The following is an 18,509-nucleotide window of genomic DNA, read 5'->3' on the forward strand; positions in this document are numbered from 1 at the left end:
GGATTCTCGCCGACAGTGGGGCACGATCGCGTACGCCCGACCAAGGAGGAGCCCGTGGTGAATCGCGTGCTGGACGTCGTGGAGAGCCTCGGCCGCTGGGTCCTGTCCTCCTACCCTGACCTGACCGGCGCGATGCCGGGTTCGGACACCGACGGTGCCCACGACCCGGCGAACGACCCGGGAACGGTGACGGGGAACGAACTCCTGTACTGGCCGTTCGGGATCTGACCGCCCCCGCCTACTGGAGCCGGTCGGCCCACCCGCCTGGCAACCCCGTCGGGAGCAGGTAGCGACGCCTGCCCCCCGTCCGCAGCGGTCGGACGGTCTCCAGCCACCGCTCCATCATGTCGGCCTCCCGGCTGACCGCGACGAAGCTGCGGAAGGCCGCGCCCCACCCGTCGAGGGACCAGACGAAGGTGAGCTCCTCCTCGCCGGTCGCCGGCGGCGACTGCCACGACGCGAGCAGGCGCATGCCGTGGCGCTCCGCGGCAGGCAGGTAGAGCTCGCGCATCGCGTCGAGGTACGCGCGGGTCCCCCCGGGGACCACCACGATGTGCTCGTGCAGGTGCAGCACGGGGGCTCGGATGCCAGCAGCCTCGAGCGCGGCGTCCGCGCGATGGAGGTCGACCGGACCCGCGGGAGCGTCCCGGGACTCCCCGTCGCTCCACGTGGTGCCCGTCGAGCTCGACGCCTTCACCGAGCTCGGAGCATCCGGCGCGAGGTGATCGTTGATGACGTTGGCGTGGTACGGGTGGCCCGCGTACAGCCAGAAGGCGTCCTCGTCGGCGAAGAGGTTGCGCCACACCAGGTCGTGGCCACTGCCCGCCGGGGCCACGACCAGCTCGGACTCGAGGAACCCCGGGATGTACTCGGACGCTCCCTCGAGCACACCTCGCAGCGCCTCGACCTGCCCCGGGGTGACGCCGGGGCGCAGCCGGATCGGGTAGGAACGGTGGAACACGATCCCCTCACCACTCCCGTGAGCGCGGACGACGCCCACCCCGGGCCGCACTCACAGGGCGCCGTCCGCGCGAAGGGCGGCGATCCGGTCGGGAGCGAGACCCGCCAGCTGCGCGAGCACGCGGTCGGTGTCCTCGCCGTAGCTGGGCCCCGAGCGGTCGTACCGGCCGCCGATGTAGGTCGGGGTCGCGGAGAACCACGTGGGGTGCTCCTTGACCGGCCAACGGCCCAGCTCGCTCTGATCGAGCTCGACCAACCACCCGAGGGCCTTCAGCTGGGGGTCGGACTCGTAGCGGTCCTCGGCGGTCTGGCAGACACCGGCGGCGACCCCGCGCGCCTGGAGGGCCGCCATGAGCTCGAATCCGTCGTGGTCCCGCGTCGCTGCCGCCAGCAGCTGCTCGAGCTCCTCGACGTGCTGCAACCGGTCGGCCAGCCGCACGAACCGCTGGTCGTCGCGCAGCTCGTGCAGGCCGAGCACCTCGGTGAGGGCGTACCACTCGGCGTCGGTGAACGCGGCGATGGCGATCCAGCGGTCGTCGCCGCGGGTGGGAAAGGCGCCGTGTGGTGCGGCTTGCTTGTACGGCGAGCGGTTCCCGTAGCGCTCCCATTCGCGGCCGTTCGCGCTCTTGTCGAGGGTCGCGGTACCGGTGAGGTAGAGCCCGGTCTCGCCCTGCGAGGCGTCGATGTGGCAGCCCTTCCCCGTGACGTCACGTCGATAGAGCGCGGCGAGCATCGCAGTGGCCATGTTGTAGGCCCCGAACCAGTCGAGGTAGGAGTAGCCGATGCCGGCGGGCGGGAACGGCGCCGGAAGTCCGGACATGTCGCTGATCCCGGAGATCGCCTGCGCGCTGGGGCCGAAGGTCCGCACGTTGCCGTATGTGCCGTGCTCTCCCAGGCCACTTTGCTGCACGTAGATGATGCGTGGGTTGAGCTCTCGCAGCCGCTCGTAGCCCAGGCCCATCCGCTTCATCGTGCCGGGCGAGAAGCCTTCCACGATCATGTCGGCGTCACGAATCAGGTCCTCGAGGATCCTGCGCGAATCGGCGTGCTTGATGTTCAGCGAGAGCGAGCGCTTGCCCGAGTTGATCTCCATGAAGGAGCCGCTGCGGTTGGGGCTCGCGTCGTCACCGGCGTACGCAGGTGTGGGCAGCGCATCGACGGCGGCCTCGCGCTCGGCACGGCCACCCGGGGGGCACGCGCCGAGCGGGCTGAAACGCATCCGGTCGGGCCGGCTGATGTGCTCGACCTTGATCACGTCGGCACCCATGGCAGCCAGGAATCGTCCGGCGCCGGCACTGGCCAGCATCCAGCTCATGTCGACCACCCGGACTCCGGACAGTGCGAACGGCTTGCCGTGCGGGCTCAGCACCGTCTCCTCCTGACGCGGCGAGCTGTACGCCGGGCGGTGGTCCACCATGCCCGAGCCCCACTCGGCCTCGACCTCGTCGGTGTGCTCACCGACCAGCGGCGGCCGGGGTCCGCGGGGCCACTCGATGCCCTCGGCGAGCCACTTGCCGCCGGTGTACTGGAACGTCCGGCCCAGCTCGGGGTGCTCGACGTCGAAGAACGCGCCGCGCTGGAGCCAGTGCTCGTCGGTCGCGTTCTCCTCGGGGCGTCGCACCGGCGTCCACGGCAGTCCCAGCTGTTGCGCGTCGCGCCACACGTCGCGATCGAACAGTGTCTGACCGAGCAGGAGGTTGACCTGGTGCGCCAGTCGGTCGCGGGCCTGCTCGGTGTTGCGGTGGTCGGTCGCGTACTGAGGATCCTGCAGGTCGGATTCGTAGTTGTACTTGCTCAGCAGGGCCACAGTGGCGTCCCACTCATCACCCTGGGACCGGACATACGTCCGGTAGGGCAGGACGTAGCGACCGTCCTTGGTCGGGGCGATCGAGGGACTCCGGGCGGAGGTCGTGGAGTGCCGGCAGGTGACCCGGCGGTGGACCTGCTTGAGATAGACCCAGTCCGGCAGGTCGGTCTCGGTGTTCTGGCTGACCGCTTGGTGGACGCTGGTCGAGAGCTCCTGGCCCCGGCCGGTGTGCAGCCGGTAGGTCAGGGCGGCCAGGATCGACATGGCGGCCATCTCGCCCGCGATGTAGTAGGCCTGCCACATCTGCGGGGCGATCGGGGGAGTGTCGTACCCCGTCACCGGGTCGGGGTCGTACCCGCAGTTCATCATCACCCCGCCGAGGGCCAGGTGGACCAGGTCGCTGCCGGCGTAGTCCCGCCACGGACCGGTGTCGCCGAACGGCGAGATGCGCGAGTAGATGATCCCGGGCCGCCCCGCCTGCAGCACGTCGTACCCCAGGCCTCGCTCGGCGAGGTACTCACGCGGCCTGCTGTCGAGCACCACGTCGGCCTTCGCGGCCAGGCGACGGAACCGCTCCTGGTCGGCGGCCGAGTCCAGGTCGAGGACCATCGAGCGCTTGCCGAGGTTATGGTGCCAGAAGTAGAGGCTGCGGTCGGGATGCGGCTCGTCATCCAGGAACGGCCCGTAGGTTCGCGTCTGCGACCCACCCGGCGGCTCGACCCTCACCACGTCCGCCCCGAGCCCGGCCAGCACCTTTCCGCAGTACTCACCGAGCTCGTCGCCGACCTCGAGGACGCGGATCCCGCCCAGGAACGCCCGGTGGTGCGCATCCTCGTCGGCGTCGCGACGGGGTGGCTCCCCCGGCCAGGTGATGCCCTCGTGAAGTGCGTAGCTCATGACAGCCTCCTCGTTTTAAGATATGATATGCCATACGGCAGACGGCCTCGAAAGCCGCATCTCACATCGGGTGGATCGCGCGCACGCCGTACTCGACAGAAGGGCCACGTTTCGTGATCGAGAGACCTGAGAACCTCACGGACCTCGTCTTCGTGGCCATCCGCAACCAGATCGTCGATTCGTCGTTGCCCCCGGGCAGCTCGGTGAGCGAGGCGACGCTGGCCAAGGAGCTGTCGGTCAGCAAGACGCCCGTCCGCGAGGCCCTTCTCCGCCTGCGGCGCATCGGACTGGTGGAGCCCACGTCGCGCGGCCTGCGGGTGACACTGCCCTCCGAGCGATCCGTGCAGCACGCGTTCGAGTACCGCGCGGCCCTCGAAGCGGGCGCTGCGACGTATGCCGCCCGAGAGGCCTCCACCGAGCAGCTCGACGTCGTCACCCGCTGCGCCGCGGAATCCCTGACCTGCGCACGCGAGAACGACCGGCCGGCCTTCGGCCGCACCGATCACCGGTTCCACCTCGCCGTCGCAGCAGCCTCCGGCAACGAGTTCCTGAGGTCGTCGATCGAGGACGCCTTCGTCCTCACGGTGGCGCTGCGCCAACGCGACGTCGTCCTCGACCGCGACTTCGTCCCGGACGCGCTCGAGCACCTCGAGATCTCCGAAGCACTGCGCGACCGTGACGGGGCTGCCGCGAGCTCGCTGCTATCCAGGCACGCGTTGCGGATCATGGACCAACTGCTGGCCGCCATGACGACCTCCGACACCCCCGTGACCGCACGGTGAGCGCGATCGCGCGGCCCCTACCCCGGCCGACGGCACTGTCGAGACCCTTCTGGGAGGGCTGCCGCGAGGAGCGCCTGCTCGTCCAGCAGTGCTCACGTTGCGGGCGCTCCTTCTTCACCCCCAGCGCGTTCTGCCCCCACTGCATGTCCGACGAGCACGAGTGGGTGGCCTCGACGGGCGTGGGCGAGGTGGTCACCTGCACCACGGTCTGGCGCCCGCCGACCCCGGCCTTCGAACCGCCGTACGTCGTCGCCGTCGTTCGTCTCGAGGAGGGGCACGAGATGCTCACCAACATCATCGGCGCGGAGCCGAACGCCGACCTGGTCGGTGCCGTGGTCCGCGTGCGCTTCCAACGCGAGTCCGAGGAGATCACCCTCCCGCTGTTCGAGCTCGCGACCACCGATGGAGCCGGCGCGTGAAGCACCGCAGGGCCGTCATCGTGGGCGCCTTCAACACACCGCAGGCACGCAAGCTGGCCGGCGAGAGCTCCGACACCATCACCGCCGCGGCCATCCGTGGCGCCCTCGACGACGCCGGCCTCGCGGTCCGTGACGTCACCGGTGTCAACATCCTCCCGGGCCTCGACTACCAGAACGGCTCACGCAAGTTCGGCTACGCCATGGGCGTTCCGTACTTCTGGGCAGGGCGGGCCATGCCGGGCGCCGCCTCGGTCCTCGAGGCAGCGACTGCGATCGAGACCGGCGTCACCGACGTGGTCGTCCTTGCCGCCGGCGAGGCCGGGATCCACCAGGACACCACGAGCACCGCGCCCTGGACCCGCCCCTCGAACGAGTTCATCGAGTGCTGGGGCCTGATGACACCGGCCGAGTTCGCCTTGTCGGCGAAGGAGTACTACCACCGGTTCTCCGTCGACCCGGCCAAGATCGCCCACGTCGCCGCCGTCATCCGCAACAACGGCTCGCGCAACCCTGAGGCGGTGTACCACGGTCGCGGCCCGTTCACGGCCGAGGACATCCTCGCCTCACGGATGGTCGCCGACCCGTACCACCTCCTCGAGTGCGCCACGACTGCCGAGGGAGGCAGCGCACTGGTCCTCACCACGCAGGAGCGCGCCCGGGACCTGCCCGGGGTCGCGATCGAGATCCTCGGCGGTGGATCCGAGAGCTGGGGCCCGAGCTACACCCACCCTCCGACCTATGACCGGGTGGGGATGCTCGGACGCGACGCGGCCGACCGGGCGTTCGCGCGGGCCGAGCTGGACCGTGGGGACGTCGACGTCTTCGAGCTGTACGACAACTTCAGCTGGGAGATCGTCCGCTACTTCGAGGCCTTCCGGTACTGCGAGGTCGGGGAGGGTCCCGACCTGGTCGCGGGCGACGCGATCGAGTCCGGCGGGCGCTTCCCGATCGTGACCGACGGGGGGACGATGTCGCACTCGCACACGGGCGAGTCCCAGCGGATCCAACGCGTCGTCCAGGCCGTGCGGCAGCTGCGCGGCACCTCCGCAGCCAACCAGGTCACCGACGCGCGGGTCGCCCTGGTCGCCGCACTGGGCGACGTCTTGCTCCTCGCACGATGACGACCCCTCCGATACGTGATATCTGAGATATCATCTAGTTTCCTGCCGCGACGAGAGAGAGAACCGCGATGACGACCACCGACCTGCCGATGATCATCAGCGTCGACGACCACATCATCGAGCCGCCGACGCTGTTCCAGCGATGGCTGCCCGAGAAGTACCAGGACCGGGCTCCGCGTGTGGAGACGCGGATGATCAGCAAGGAGTCGAAGCTGTTCAACGGCCTCGTCGAGGACCCCGACGGGGACCCGGGCGACGTCTGGTTCTTCGGCGACTCCGCCTACGTCCTGCGCCGTCCGATCCTCATCCTCGACGGCGTCGAGACCACCGCCGAGATGCGCGGCAACGAGCCGGCCACCTACGACGAGATGCACCCCGCCTGCTACGACCCCAAGGCGCGTCTCGAGGTCATGACCTCCCAGCACGTCGAGGCCTCGCTGGCGTTCCCGACCTTTCCGCGCTTCTGCGGGCAGGCGCTCAGCGAGCAGACCACGAAGGACCGTGCGTTCGGGCTCGCGTGCGTCGAGGCCTACAACAACTTCATCGTCGAGGAGTGGTGCGGCGACTCGGGCGGGCGTCACATCCCGATGCCTGTCGTGCCGCTGTGGGACCCCTCCCTGGCTGCCGCGGAGGTCCGCCGCAACGCCGCCCGCGGGGTGCGGGCCGTGACCTTCAGCGAGATCGTCGGCCACCTCGGGTTCCCGAGCATCCACCACGGCAACTGGGACCCGTTCTTCGCCGCGTGCGAAGAGACGGGCACCGTCATCTGCATGCACATCGGCTCCTCGTCGAAGATGATGCCGATGCCGCCGGACGCCCCCGACGTGGTCGCCACGACCCTGCAGTTCTCGAACTCCTACGCCTCGATGGCCGACTTCATCTTCTCAGGCGTCCTGGACCGGTTCCCGAACCTCAAGCTCGCCTACTCCGAGGGTCAGGCCGGCTGGTTCCCCTACGCCATGGAGCGGATGGACCACGCGTACCGCGAGCACACCTGGGGCCACGGCGAGGTGAAAATGCAGGAGCTCCCCTCGACCTACGTACGGCGCAACATGTACGGCTGCATCTTCGCCGACCGGCACGCGATCGAGCAGGCCCACGCGATCGGTGTCGACAACCTGATGTTCGAGGTCGACTTCCCGCACGCGGACGGCCCGTACCCGCACACCCTCGAGCACCTGGCGAGCCAGTTCGCCGGGATCGACGAGGAGACGACCTACAAGATCGTCCGCGGGAACGCCATCCGACTCTTCCAGCTCGACCTGGACCGCCAGCACTCCTGATCCCCGCTGGCTGCGCGTGCCGCCGCGGTTCCGTCTCCTGTGGGGAAGGCCGGAACCGCGGCGGTTTCGTCGTTCGGGGCCGATCCCTCAGCGCAGGACGCGCTGATGGGTCGCGACGACGTCACGCACGGCGTCCACGAGCGTGTCGACGTCGTCATCGGTCACGGGCAACGACAGCGCGAGGTACCCACGGCGCGCGATGTAGCAGCCACGCAGCATGAGCTCGAGGTGCAGCAGGGCCCGCTTCTCGTTGGCCGGATCGATGTCGCCGCCGCTGGTGATCGGCGATCGCTGGAAGTGGATGCCCAGGATCGAGCCCACGCCGGTGGACTGCGCGGCCACCCCGGTCTCGGCGAACAGCGCATTCAGCCGGTCGCGGAGTCGGTCGCCGCGCGCGTTGAGCTCGACGGCACGCTGAGGGGTGTAGACCTCGCGCAGTCCGGCCAGGCCGGCGGCCATTGTGACCGTGTTGTTGTTGAACGTGCCGGGGTGCGAGAGGCCACCGGGCACGCTGGGGTCGAAGCGCTCCATGAGCCGCCGCGCGCCGCCGAATGCCCCGAAGCTGAAGCCGGCGCCGAGGTACTTGCCGAAGGTCGTCAGGTCCGGCACCACCCCGAGCCGCTCCTGCAGCCCACCGGGCGCCAGTCGCGACGTCATGACCTCGTCGAGAATGAAGACGATGCCGAGGCGCTCCGTCGCCTCACGGATGGCGCGGACGAACTCCGGCGTCGCAGGGACCGCCCCGCCGCCCCCCAGCATCGGCTCGAGGATCACGGCGGCCAGGTCGTGGCGGTGCTCCTCGATGGCAGCCATGGTGCCCGCCACGTCGTTGTAGTCGCACACGACGTAGGGGTAGGGAGCATTGAGCGGCGCCTCGCCGCGGAAGCTCAGCACCCCGCCGTGGTAGCCGCTCTCGAATGCCAGCACCGCAGTGCGACCGGTGAACGCACGCGCCGCTCCGATCGCGAACAGGTTGGCCTCGGTCCCCGAATTGGTGAACCGCAGCAGCTCGACCGACGGGAACCGTCGGGTGAGCTCGCCGGCGAGCTCGACCTCGTAGCGGTTCGGACCGCCGTACGAGAGCCCCTCCTCGACTGCGCGGCGCACCGCTGCCAGCACCACGGGCTCGGAGTGGCCGTACAGGCCGGCGGAGTACTCCCCCAGGAAGTCGACGTAGCGGTGCCCGTCGAGGTCGGTGAGGTACTGACCCTCGCCCGAGGCGAAGGTCACCGGGAAGGGCGAGTAGTACAACGACGTCCGCGTGTTGCCTCCGGGCATCACGCTGAGCGCATCGAGGTAGCGACGGTGGCTGATCGGATGGCCGGCAACGAACCGCTGCTCGGTCTCGACCAGCACCTCGCGCAGCTCGGTCTCGGTGTCGACGGTGGTCATGGGCTCCTCCTGATGGCGCTGGGTCGGACAGTCCGGTCAGGAGAGCTCGATGTCGAGCCAACCGTGCTCGTTGACGGCACCGACGTCGCCGGCGCGCAGCAGCACCGTGGTGGTCGCGGACTCGACCAGGGCCGGGCCCTCGACCCGCTGGCCCTTCGCGACTGCCTCCATGCGGTGGACGGGGACGTCGATCCAGCCGTCGACGTAGATCCGCCGCGTCCGGTTCTCCGAATCCTCGCCACTGCCCGTCGAGAGTGGCTCGGCCCGGAGCTCGGGCAGCTTCCCGACGATGGTGGTCCGTGCGTTGACGATGACCACCTCCTGCCCCGGGGCGTTGTAGGCGTAGAGCTCGTGGTGACGCTTGTGGAACCGGTCGACGACGTCGGCGATGAAGTCGCCGGCCTCGATGTCGACGTCGGTGATCGGCACGGTGATCTCGTAGATCTGCTCGCCGTAGCGCATGTCGAGGGCGCGCTGCACCTCGACCTGCCCGTCGAAGCCGTCCAGGCGGGCGCGACCGTCGCGCTCCATGTCGCTCAGCACCCGCCGCATGCCCTCCGTGGAGGTCGAGGCCGCGTCGCCGATGTGCGAGCGAACCATCTCGTAGCGCAGGTCGGTGGCGAGCATGCCCCACGCGGACAGGACCGAGGCCACGTTCGGGACGATGACGCGCTTGATGTCGAGCAGGCGGGCCACCTCGGTCACGTGGACCCCGGCGGCACCGCCGAAGGAGACCAGCGCGAACCCGCGCGGGTCGACGCCGCGGCGCACCGAGACGATGCGGATGCCCTCGGCCATGGTGGTGTTGACGACCTTGGAGATCCCGGCGGCCGCCTCGACCGTGGTGACGCCCAGGTCGTGGGCGACCGTCGCGACCGCGGTCTCGGCCGCGGTCCCGTCGAGTGGCATGTCACCGCCGGCGAAGCTGGCCGGGTCGAGGAGCCCGAGGACGACGTTGGCGTCCGTGACCGTCGCCTGGGTCCCGCCTCGGCCGTAGCAGGCCGGGCCGGGCAGCGCGCCCGCACTCTCCGGGCCGACGTGCAGGATGCCGCTCTCGACGCGGGCGATGGAGCCGCCGCCGGCGCCCAGGGTGTGGATGTCGAGGGTGGGCAGCGACACCTTGGCGATGCCGACCTGCTTCTCGCCGGTCAGCGGCGCCTCGCCGTCCTGCAGCAGCGCGATGTCGGTGCTGGTGCCACCCATGTCGAAGGTGATCAGCTCACCCGTGCCGACGAGCTTGGCGGCCTGCTTCGCAGCAGCGATGCCGCCGGCGGGCCCCGACAGGACGGCGCCCGCGGCGAGCCGGCTCGACTCCGCGATCGTGGCAACCCCGCCGTGCGAGTGCATGATCATCACCTCGCCGCGGTAGCCGGCCTCGGACAGCCGGCCGCTGAGCCTCGACAGGTAGTCGGCGAGCACGGGGCCGACATAGGCGTTGACGACGGTGGTCCAGACCCGCTCGTACTCCTTGATCTGCGGGAGGACCTCGCTGGAGAGCGACACGTAGGTGTCCGGCAGCGCCTCGGCCAGGGCGGCGGCGGTCTGCTGCTCGTGCTCGCCGTTGCGATAGGAGTGCAGGTAGCAGACGGCGATGGCCTCGGCTCCGGAGGCAGCCGCCGCCTCGACAGCCGTCGCGAGCGAGTCGGCCTGCAGCGGCGTGGCGGCGGTGCCGTCGGCGCGCATGCGCTCGGTGACCCCGAAGCGACGTGCCCGCGGGACCAGCGGCGTGGGCGGGGCCATGCGGACGTTGTAGCGGTCCTCCTTCATGCCCTCACGCATCTCGATGACGTCGCGGTGACCCTCGGTGGTGAGCAGGGCGACCTCCGCGCCCTTGCCCTCGAGCAGTGCGTTGGTGGCGACGGTCGTGCCGTGCACGATCCGCTCGGTGTCGCCGAGCATCTGCTCCCGGCTGACACCGAGCGCGGCGGCCAGCTTGTTCAGTCCCTCGAGCAACCCGTCGGAGGGGTCGCGCGGAGTCGAGGAGGACTTGGCGATGACCACGCGGCCGTCCCCGTCGACCGCGGCCAGGTCGGTGAAGGTGCCGCCGATGTCGATGCCGATGCGATACATGGTCATGCTCCCGTCGAGGTGAGGGTGTGGTCAGTGGTCACGAAGCCGTTCTCGACATCGCGGCGCCGGGCCTCGAGCGAGCGTTCGGCGGGCGGGCCGTAACCACCGCCGCCCGCGGACTCGATGAGGAAGACCGAGCTCGGCGGGACCTCGATGTCCACCTCCTTGGATTTCAGGGTCCGCTCGTCGTCACCGGACAGCAGCCGGTAGCGGTGTGGGACACCGTCCTCGCCACCGCAGGTGCCGAACGAGGGGTGCCGGACGCCGTCACCAGCGGTGTTGGCCACCGCGACCTCCTCGGTCTCCATCCGAAGGCGGAGCACGGAGCCGGCGCCGCCGCGGAACTCACCGTCACCGAAGGAGTCGGGACGGAACTCGTGGTGCTCGAAGAAGAGCGGGAAGCGGACCTCGGCCACCTCCACCGAGCCGAACTTCGAGGAGCCCATGGCCTGGCCTTCGCCGGCGGTCTCCCAACCGTCGCCGGCCGGCGACGCCCCGCCGCCCGGGCGGGCATGGAAGAGGTGCCAGATGAACTGGCGCCCGTTGCGCGGGTCGGTTCCCTTGATGGCGATGCGGAAGCGACGGCCCCAGCCGGCGATGACCCGGTCGGGACAGGCGTCGACGAGCGCCTTGATGACCGACTCGGCGATCTCCTGTGCGCAGTGGTTGGTGGCCAGGGTGACGGGAGCCGGCGCCTTCGCCCAGACGACGGTGCCCTCCTTGGCGGTGACGGTCAGGGGCCGGAAGGTGCCGGAGTTCTTGGGCGTTCGCGGTTCGATCAGGAAGGACAGGGCCATGTGGACCGCGGACATCATGTTCGGGTACGACGAGTTGATGAAGCCCGTGACCTGGGGGTCGGAGTCGCTCAGGTCGACGTGCAGCGAGTCGCCTTCCACGGTGACCGTGGCGCGGATGTGAACGTCTTCGGTGCCGTGGCCGTCGTCGTCCAGCACGGCCTCACCGTGGTAGACGCCGTCGGTCCAGGTCGAGATGCACTCGCGTGCCTGGCGCTCGGCGCTGTCGAGGATCGCATCGACGGACTCGACGACGGTGTCAGCGCCGTACTCCTCGAGCAGGCCGAGGACACGGCGCTCGCCGACCCACGAGGAGCCGATCATCGCGCGGAGGTCGCCGAGGAAGTCGTCGGCATGGCGCACGTTGGTCGCGATCATCTGCATGACGTCCTCGCGGACGGCGCCGGCGTCATAGAGCTTGAGGGGTGTGATCCGCAGGCCCTCCTGCCAGATCTCCGTCGCCTTCGGGTTGTACGCGCCGTGCGTGGAGCCGCCGATGTCGCTCTGGTGGGAGCGGTTGATGGACCAGAAGAGAAGGACACCGTCGAAGAACACCGGCACGAAGGTGGTGAGGTCGGGCAGGTGATTGCCGCCGTGGTACGGGTCGTTGAGCAGGTAGACGTCACCCGGCCTGATCGACGCGCCGAAGAAGTCGTTGATGGCCCGCACCGCCCAGGGCATCGAGCCCACGTGGATCGGCACGTGCTCTGCCTGAGCGACCAGCCGCGCCTCTGCGTCGGTGATCGCGGTCGAGAAGTCGCGGCTCGAGTTGAGGATCTGGGAGTAGGCGGTACGAAGCATGGCCTCGCCCATCTCCTGCACGATCGCCTCGAACCGGTGGGTGATGACGGAGACGGTCACGGGGTCGACCACAGGTGCCTGCTCTCTTCGAAGATTGACGTGTTGCTGAGATACCATACTCCATATATCGTATGACGCGTGAGCACAATCATCACCGTGGCCCCGACCGGTCCCCTTGCGACCAAGCAGGACAACCCCTGGCTGCCGACCCAGCCGGAGGAGATCGCCGACCAGGTCGCCGAGGCGTACGCCGGGGGTGCCGCGGTGGCACACCTGCACCTGCGCGACCGCGACGACCGGCCCACGGCGGACCTCGACATCGCGGCCCGCACCATCGAGCTCATTCGCGAGCGCTGCCCGATCCTGGTGCAACTCTCGACGGGGGTCGGGTTGACCGTCTCCTTCGAGGACCGTGAGCGTCTGGTCGAGCTGCGTCCCGAGATGGCGACGCTGAACCCGTGCAGCATGAGCTTCGGCGCCGGCGAGTTCCTCAACCCGCCGACCGGGGTGCGCCGGCTCGCGGCCCGGATGCAGGCGCTCCGGGTGAAGCCGGAGCTCGAGGTCTACGACACCGGTCACCTCGACGCATGCCTGCGCCTGCGCGACGAGGGGTTGCTGGCCGACCCCCTGCAGTTCAGCATCGTGCTGGGCGTGCGCGGCGGCATGGCCGCCACCGCGGAGAACCTCATGATGATGGTCAGCCGCCTCCCCGAGGGCGCCGTCTGGCAGGTGATCGCCATCGGCCGTGCCAACCTGGAGCTGACGGCCATCGGGCTCGCGCTCGGCGGCAACTGCCGGGCCGGGCTGGAGGACACCCTCTATCTCCGCAAGGGCGAGCTCGCCCCGGGGAGCGCGCCGCTCGTGGCCCGCGCTGCCGCTCTGGCACGCGACCTCGACCTCGACATCGCTGACGTCGACAGCGCGCGTCGCCAGCTCCAGCTGCCCCACCAGGAAGGGTGACCGTGATGACCGCGTCCGCCGACCACCTCACCATGACCATCGACGGCCGCGCCGTCAGCACCACCGGCGCGTTCGAGGTCGTCGACCCTGCCACCGGATCGCCGTTCGCCACTGCGCCGGAGTGCACTGCCCAGCAGCTCGACGAGGCAATGCGCTCGGCCGAGAAGGCCTACCGCACCTGGCGCCGGGACGAGGCGGCGCGCCGCGAGATGATGCTCGCCAGCGCCGACGCCGTCCTCGCCGCGACCGACAGCATCGCCCCGATCCTCACCCAGGAGCAGGGCAAGCCCCTCGCTGAGGCACAGATGGAGGTCCGCGCCGTCGCGCTATGGCTGCGCCACTTCGCCGGGCTCGAGATCGAGGACGAGATCCTCCAGGACGACGAGCGCGTTCACATCCGCGTCACCCACCGCCCTCTCGGCGTGGTCGCGGCCATCACCCCCTGGAACTTCCCGCTCAGCCTGGCGGCCTGGAAGATCGCCCCCGCCCTGCGAGCCGGCAACACCATGGTGCTCAAGCCGTCGCCGTACACCCCGCTGGCGACCCTGCGGCTGGGCCAGGTGCTGGCCGACGTGCTGCCGGCCGGTGTGCTGAACGTCATCGCCGGATCCGACCCTCTCGGCGCGCTGATGACCAGCCACCCGGTCCCGCGCAAGATCTCGTTCACCGGCTCGGTCGGCACCGGCAAGCACGTCGCAGCCTCAGCCGCACCGGACCTCAAGCGCATCACGCTCGAGCTCGGCGGGAACGACCCCGCGATCCTGCTCGACGACGTCGACGTCGAGGCGGTTGCCGAACGGCTGTTCTGGTCGGCGTTCCGCAACAACGGCCAGGTCTGTTCGGCCGTCAAGCGTGTCTACGCCCCCGAGGCGATCTATGACGAGGTGGTCGACGCGCTCGCAGCGGTCGCCGGCTCGGTGCGCGTCGGTCCCGGCAACGATCCCGGCAGCCAGCTCGGCCCGCTCAACAACGCGCCCCAGCAGCGGCGCGTCGCCGAGCTCGTCGAGGACGCGGTCAGCCGTGGCGGTCAGGCCGTCACGGGCGGGGGCGTGGTGGACGGACCCGGCTTCTTCTACCAGCCGACCATCCTGCGCGGCGTCGACGACGGCATGGCCGTGGTGGACGAGGAGCAGTTCGGTCCGGTGCTCCCGGTCGTGCCCTACCGCTCGGTCGACGAGGCCGTGGAGCGTGCCAACGGCACGCACTTCGGCCTGTCAGGCTCGGTCTGGGGGACGGACGCTGACCGCGCGGCCGACGTGGCCGAGGAGCTGGACTGCGGCACAGCCTGGATCAACACCCACCTCGCCCTTCGTCCCGACCAGCCGTTCGGCGGCGCGAAGTGGAGCGGCGTGGGCGTGGAGAACGGACACTGGGGTCTGCACTCCTTCACCGAGGTGAAGGTGCTGCACCGGAGTCGCGCGTGATCGCAGAGCTGGCCGCCGAGCCACTCTCCGCCGAGCAGCAGACGCGCCTGCACCGCGCCATCTGGGCCGAGCGCTCCCAGCACCTGGAGGTCTCGGTACTGGTCACGCCCTGCCCGTACGACGACGCGGAGCTGGCACGCCTGCACGACGAGGGACGAGCGGTCGGCTATCTGCCGCACGAGCTGAGCTCGCACCTGACCCGCGACCGATTCAGGTCGATCTTCCCCGACCTGGACTGCTACGCCGTGCCGCCGGCCAACGGGTTCGTCAACGAGGTCGACGTCTGGGGGTGGTTCGACTACGAGACCTCCCGCGAGTCGCCCTGGCTCGACCTGGACGAGACGGAGACGCTCCGTGCCGTGGCCGCGGCCGGCCAGACCATGCTCACGCTCGACCAGTACATCGTGGCCGGCCAGGACCAGTACCTCCTCACCGGCCATCACCTCGATGACAGGCGCAGCTGGTCGCGGTTGGCCACCTCGTACGACGGGCGCACGATCGCTGCGCGGTTCGACGGACAGGAGCCGGAGCTGGGGCGCGAGGACGAGCCGCCGTCCCCCGGCGCACTGCTCGTCGCCTACGACCTCACCCCCTCCGACAACGGCGTGATGCTCGGCGTTCGCACCCGCTCGGCGACCCCGCCACTGCGGGCGTTGTGGGACGACCTGTGGGCGCGGACAACCGAGGCCTACGTCAGCGCCGGCTTCCCGGCGCACCTCGGCCTCGATCCCGAGGCCTACCTGTCCTCACTTCCCCGGATTCCCGCCCAGCCAGCGGCCTACGCCGACCGGTTCGCGGTGCCATTGGTCGTCGACCCACGGATCCCCTGGCAGGACCAGGCCCGTCTGCTGGGCGTACGCCTCTCGAACCACTCCCAGCGCTTCCAGTTCGCCGAGGTCGATCCGGCGGCGACGGCTCCCGCGCCGTACGTGGGCTGGTTCAACGCGTGGCACGCCCGCTTCCCGGGACCGATCAGCTCGATCGATGCGCGGGCCCAGCTCGCCGAGGACGAGCGTGGCGCCACCCCCACCGAGCTCCTCGCGATGAACGCGGCGTTGCCGGACCTGGTGCGCACCACCCGCTACTTCGAGGCCATCGGCTTCGTCATGACCTCCCCGACCAGCGAGCACATCACGAATCGCAGTGCCGGTCGCTGCCTGTGCCTCTACCGCTGGCGCGGCGCCCCGGAGCTGGGCTCGAACCAGCACCCCATCCCGTACTCGATGTTCCGGCCGCTCGTACGCGGCCGGGAGGTCACCACCGCCCCTGACCCTGCGACGAGCGAGGAACGCCCGTGACCGAACACTTCATGCACCAGCTGCTCCAACACCACATCGACTCGGGCCGCGGTTCGCAGACGCTGTGGTGGGACGAGAGCCGGATCCCGCTCGACAGCATCGAGAAGCGGGTCACCGACCTGATGGACCTGCGCGGGCGGCGGGCCGTCGTCACCGGCGGCGCAGGGATCAACCTCGGCCAGGCCTGCGTCAACCGCCTCGCCGGGCTCGGCGCCGACGTCGCTGTCGTCGACCTCAGCGCTGACCAGGTCCGCGAGCGCGGCTTCAGCCGCCACCCCGACGCCCCGGACGCCGAGGGCATCGCGGCCGCCGCGGCCGCGAGGTGGGGCACCAAGGTCGTGCCCATCCACGGCGATGTCATGGACTGGGACGGCGTCCAAGGCGTCATGGCCGAGGCCGCGGCCCAACTCGGGGGGATCGACATCCTGGTCAACAACGCCGCCGACGTCGTCGTGGGCGACTTCATGACCTTCGACGGGGCGGACATCGACCGCTCGTTGCGCGGCACGCTGGCGGGACCGATGTACTGCTCGCGCGCTGCCCTCGACCACATGGTCCCCCAGGGCAGCGGTCGCATCATCAACATCGGCTCGGAGGCGGGCAACTCGGCGATGCCGTGGTTGACGGTGTACGGCTCGCTCAAGGCGGGCCTGAGCCAGTTCACGCGCTTCCTCGGCAAGGAGCTCGGTCCCCAGGGGATCCAGGTCACCGGCGTCAACGCCGGATCGATGTGGGGACCGGGTCGGGAGCTGACCCAGGACAGTCCGGCGACGCTGTACCCGCGGGCGCGGACCGCGATCCAGCGCTACGAGCTGCCCGAGGAGGTCGCGAACATGGTCGCCTTCCTGGCCAGCGACGCGGCGAGTGCGATGAATGGCGTGATGATCGACATGGGCGGAGGCATGGCGGTCTGAGGTTCCTCGGCGACCCTGGTCCCGGAGCCGGCAGGTCCGGCGAAGGCGACCGGGCGGCCCGGCGCCCCCAGGCCCCCGGCTCAGCTGCTTGCCTGACCCACCACCGGGTTGCGCAGAACGCCGATCCCGCCGACCTCCACCTCGACGACGTCACCGGGAGTGATCGGCTCGATCTCGGCCGGAGTGCCGAAGCACACCAGGTCGCCGGGGCGCAGGGTCATGAACCTGCTGACCCAGCTGACGACCTCGTCGGTGGACCAGTTCATCCGCGACGTGACGGTGTCGGTCGTGACCCGGCCGTTGACCCGGGCCAGGAGCGGAGTCGCGTCCGGGTCCAGATCCGTCTCGATGACCGGCCCGAAGACACCGAAGGTGTCGTAGGACTTGCCCGGCAGGAACGGGAAGTTCGTGGTGACACCGAGGTCCGTCGCGGTGACGTCGTTGACGGCCGTCCATCCCAGCACGTGCGAACGAGCCTCCTCCGGCGTCACGTCGCGGCAGGTGCGCCCCATCACGGCGGCGATCTCCGGCTCGTACACCACCGTGCCACAGCTGGCGGGGAGCACGATCTCGTCACCGTCGTTGATCACCGAGCTGTTCGGCTTGACGAAGAAGCTCGGTCCGTCGCGACCGTCGCGTCCCTTCCAGTTCCCGAGCAGGCAGACGATGGTGGTGGTCGGTGCGATCGGCGCGACCAGGCGGAGCGCATCGGCGGGCCCGAGGTCACGACCCTCGAGGCCGGGCTCGGCCAGATCGAGCAGCTCCGTCGAGGCCCTCGGGTCGAGGCGGGCCCACACCTCTTCCCCTGCCGCGAGACGTACACGTCCGATTCTCATGCCTTCGGCCCTCCGGCGACGTAGAGCACCTGTCCCGAGACGAACGACGCCTCGTCGCTGACGAAGAACGCAATCGCGGCAGCGATGTCCTGCGGCTGGCCGACCCGGCCGACCGCGATCTCCCGGGCGCGCATCTCGGTGTACTCGTCGTACGGCATCCCGATGCGCGCCGCGGTGTCACGGGTCATCTCGGTGACGACGAATCCAGGCGCCACGCAGTTGGCGGTGATGCCGAACTTCCCGAGCTCGAAGGCCAGCGTCTTGGTGAAGCCCTGCAGGCCGGACTTCGCCGCGGCGTAGTTGGCCTGCGCCTTCTTGCCGAGAGCAGACGTGCTGGACAGGTTGACGATGCGCCCCCAGCCGGCTTCGACCATGTGCTTCTGGGCCGCGCGCGACATCAGGTACGCGCCTCTCAGGTGCACGTTGATGACCGCGTCCCATGCGTCGGGCTCCAGCTTGAAGAGGGAGGCGTCCCGGGTGATGCCGGCGTTGTTGACCAGCACCGTCGGTGGCCCCAGCTCAGCGACGACCCGGTCGACGGCGGCGGTGACGTCGCCCTCGAGCGAGACGTCCGCCCCCACCGCGATCGCGCGTCCGCCGGCCGCCCGGATCTCGTCGACGACGGCCGCGCTCGCCTCCTCGACGAGGTCGAGGACGGCGACGGCACAGCCGTCGGCGGCCAGCCGCAGGGCGACCCCCCGGCCGATCCCCCGTGCCCCTCCGGTCACGATCGCGACCGGACTCCTGTCAA

Annotated in this window: 16 protein-coding genes; 9 read left to right on the forward strand and 7 right to left on the reverse strand. The window is 70.0% G+C overall.

What is annotated here, in order from left to right; genetic code table 11:
- Window positions 1–57: 57 nt before the first annotated feature.
- A complete protein-coding gene (locus ACUP6Y_RS21830; RefSeq protein WP_462553068.1) occupies window positions 58–228 on the forward strand; it encodes a hypothetical protein in 171 nt (56 codons plus the stop codon).
- A gap of 10 nt (window positions 229–238) precedes the next feature.
- On the opposite strand, the gene ACUP6Y_RS21835 is transcribed toward ACUP6Y_RS21830, so the two are convergent.
- Together ACUP6Y_RS21835 and ACUP6Y_RS21840 are read right to left on the reverse strand one after the other, a co-directional pair.
- The gene (locus ACUP6Y_RS21835) at window positions 239–961 is read right to left on the reverse strand and encodes an antibiotic biosynthesis monooxygenase family protein (protein WP_462553069.1); all 723 of its coding nucleotides are present in this window, start codon (window positions 959–961) and stop codon (window positions 239–241) included.
- A 51-nt stretch (window positions 962–1,012) separates the two neighbouring features.
- Window positions 1,013–3,664 carry a CaiB/BaiF CoA transferase family protein gene (locus ACUP6Y_RS21840; protein ID WP_462553071.1) on the reverse strand — a complete coding sequence of 884 codons (2,652 nt, stop codon included), beginning with the start codon at window positions 3,662–3,664 and terminating at the stop codon, window positions 1,013–1,015.
- A 113-nt stretch (window positions 3,665–3,777) separates the two neighbouring features.
- Between ACUP6Y_RS21840 and ACUP6Y_RS21845 the strand changes: the two genes are divergently transcribed.
- The 4 genes from ACUP6Y_RS21845 (at window position 3,778) to ACUP6Y_RS21860 (ending at window position 7,269) form a co-directional block, all read left to right on the forward strand.
- Window positions 3,778–4,446, forward strand: coding sequence for a GntR family transcriptional regulator (locus ACUP6Y_RS21845; RefSeq protein WP_462553072.1), 669 nt, complete (start codon window positions 3,778–3,780; stop codon window positions 4,444–4,446).
- Window positions 4,443–4,865, forward strand: a complete 423-nt coding sequence (locus ACUP6Y_RS21850; RefSeq protein WP_462553074.1) for a Zn-ribbon domain-containing OB-fold protein — start codon at window positions 4,443–4,445, stop codon at window positions 4,863–4,865. The genes ACUP6Y_RS21845 and ACUP6Y_RS21850 overlap by 4 nt, the downstream gene beginning before the upstream one ends.
- Complete coding sequence (locus tag ACUP6Y_RS21855; protein ID WP_462553076.1) at window positions 4,862–5,986, forward strand: thiolase family protein; 1,125 nt, start codon at window positions 4,862–4,864, stop codon at window positions 5,984–5,986. The genes ACUP6Y_RS21850 and ACUP6Y_RS21855 overlap by 4 nt, the downstream gene beginning before the upstream one ends.
- Window positions 5,987–6,054: 68 nt before the next feature.
- Window positions 6,055–7,269 (forward strand): amidohydrolase family protein, encoded by a 1,215-nt coding sequence (locus ACUP6Y_RS21860; RefSeq protein WP_462553077.1) that lies wholly within the window; start codon window positions 6,055–6,057, stop codon window positions 7,267–7,269.
- Between the two features lie 87 nt (window positions 7,270–7,356).
- Here ACUP6Y_RS21860 and ACUP6Y_RS21865 read toward each other — a convergent pair whose 3' ends face one another.
- From ACUP6Y_RS21865 to ACUP6Y_RS21875, 3 genes are read right to left on the reverse strand one after another with little or no spacing between them, the layout of a single operon-like run.
- On the reverse strand, window positions 7,357–8,661 hold the full coding sequence (locus ACUP6Y_RS21865) for an aspartate aminotransferase family protein (RefSeq protein ID WP_462553079.1): 1,305 nt from the start codon (window positions 8,659–8,661) through the stop codon (window positions 7,357–7,359).
- Window positions 8,662–8,697: 36 nt separating this feature from the next.
- Window positions 8,698–10,737 carry a hydantoinase/oxoprolinase family protein gene (locus tag ACUP6Y_RS21870; protein ID WP_462553081.1) on the reverse strand — a complete coding sequence of 680 codons (2,040 nt, stop codon included), beginning with the start codon at window positions 10,735–10,737 and terminating at the stop codon, window positions 8,698–8,700.
- Complete coding sequence (locus ACUP6Y_RS21875; RefSeq protein ID WP_462553082.1) at window positions 10,734–12,398, reverse strand: hydantoinase B/oxoprolinase family protein; 1,665 nt, start codon at window positions 12,396–12,398, stop codon at window positions 10,734–10,736. The genes ACUP6Y_RS21870 and ACUP6Y_RS21875 overlap by 4 nt, the downstream gene beginning before the upstream one ends.
- A 66-nt stretch (window positions 12,399–12,464) precedes the next feature.
- Between ACUP6Y_RS21875 and ACUP6Y_RS21880 the strand changes: the two genes are divergently transcribed.
- The 4 genes from ACUP6Y_RS21880 to ACUP6Y_RS21895 are packed head-to-tail and all read left to right on the forward strand — an operon-like array spanning window position 12,465 to window position 16,922.
- On the forward strand, window positions 12,465–13,286 hold the full coding sequence (locus ACUP6Y_RS21880; RefSeq protein ID WP_462553083.1) for a beta-keto acid cleavage family enzyme: 822 nt from the start codon (window positions 12,465–12,467) through the stop codon (window positions 13,284–13,286).
- Between the two features lie 5 nt (window positions 13,287–13,291).
- Complete coding sequence (locus ACUP6Y_RS21885; RefSeq protein ID WP_462553085.1) at window positions 13,292–14,710, forward strand: aldehyde dehydrogenase family protein; 1,419 nt, start codon at window positions 13,292–13,294, stop codon at window positions 14,708–14,710.
- Window positions 14,707–16,008, forward strand: coding sequence for a hypothetical protein (locus ACUP6Y_RS21890; protein ID WP_462553086.1), 1,302 nt, complete (start codon window positions 14,707–14,709; stop codon window positions 16,006–16,008). Before ACUP6Y_RS21885 ends, ACUP6Y_RS21890 begins: the two co-directional genes overlap by 4 nt.
- Window positions 16,005–16,922 (forward strand): SDR family NAD(P)-dependent oxidoreductase, encoded by a 918-nt coding sequence (locus tag ACUP6Y_RS21895; protein WP_462553088.1) that lies wholly within the window; start codon window positions 16,005–16,007, stop codon window positions 16,920–16,922. Before ACUP6Y_RS21890 ends, ACUP6Y_RS21895 begins: the two co-directional genes overlap by 4 nt.
- 80 nt (window positions 16,923–17,002) lie before the next feature.
- Here the strand turns inward: ACUP6Y_RS21895 and ACUP6Y_RS21900 are convergent, their stop codons facing one another.
- A complete protein-coding gene (locus tag ACUP6Y_RS21900) occupies window positions 17,003–17,758 on the reverse strand; it encodes a fumarylacetoacetate hydrolase family protein (protein WP_462553090.1) in 756 nt (251 codons plus the stop codon).
- Window positions 17,755–18,486 carry a 3-oxoacyl-ACP reductase FabG gene (gene fabG / locus ACUP6Y_RS21905; RefSeq protein ID WP_462553091.1) on the reverse strand — a complete coding sequence of 244 codons (732 nt, stop codon included), beginning with the start codon at window positions 18,484–18,486 and terminating at the stop codon, window positions 17,755–17,757. Before fabG ends, ACUP6Y_RS21900 begins: the two co-directional genes overlap by 4 nt.
- Window positions 18,487–18,509 lie beyond the last annotated feature (23 nt).

Source organism: Nocardioides sp. S5-5 (genome assembly GCF_054954065.1).

Coding starts and splice junctions, on each gene's coding strand:
- ACUP6Y_RS21840 (WP_462553071.1), bottom strand. CDS start 3,664: ATGAGCTACGCACTTCACGAGGGCATCACCTGGCCGGGGGAGCCACCC.
- ACUP6Y_RS21860 (WP_462553077.1), top strand. CDS start 6,055: ATGACGACCACCGACCTGCCGATGATCATCAGCGTCGACGACCACATC.
- ACUP6Y_RS21865 (WP_462553079.1), bottom strand. CDS start 8,661: ATGACCACCGTCGACACCGAGACCGAGCTGCGCGAGGTGCTGGTCGAG.
- ACUP6Y_RS21870 (WP_462553081.1), bottom strand. CDS start 10,737: ATGACCATGTATCGCATCGGCATCGACATCGGCGGCACCTTCACCGAC.
- ACUP6Y_RS21885 (WP_462553085.1), top strand. CDS start 13,292: ATGACCGCGTCCGCCGACCACCTCACCATGACCATCGACGGCCGCGCC.
- ACUP6Y_RS21900 (WP_462553090.1), bottom strand. CDS start 17,758: ATGAGAATCGGACGTGTACGTCTCGCGGCAGGGGAAGAGGTGTGGGCC.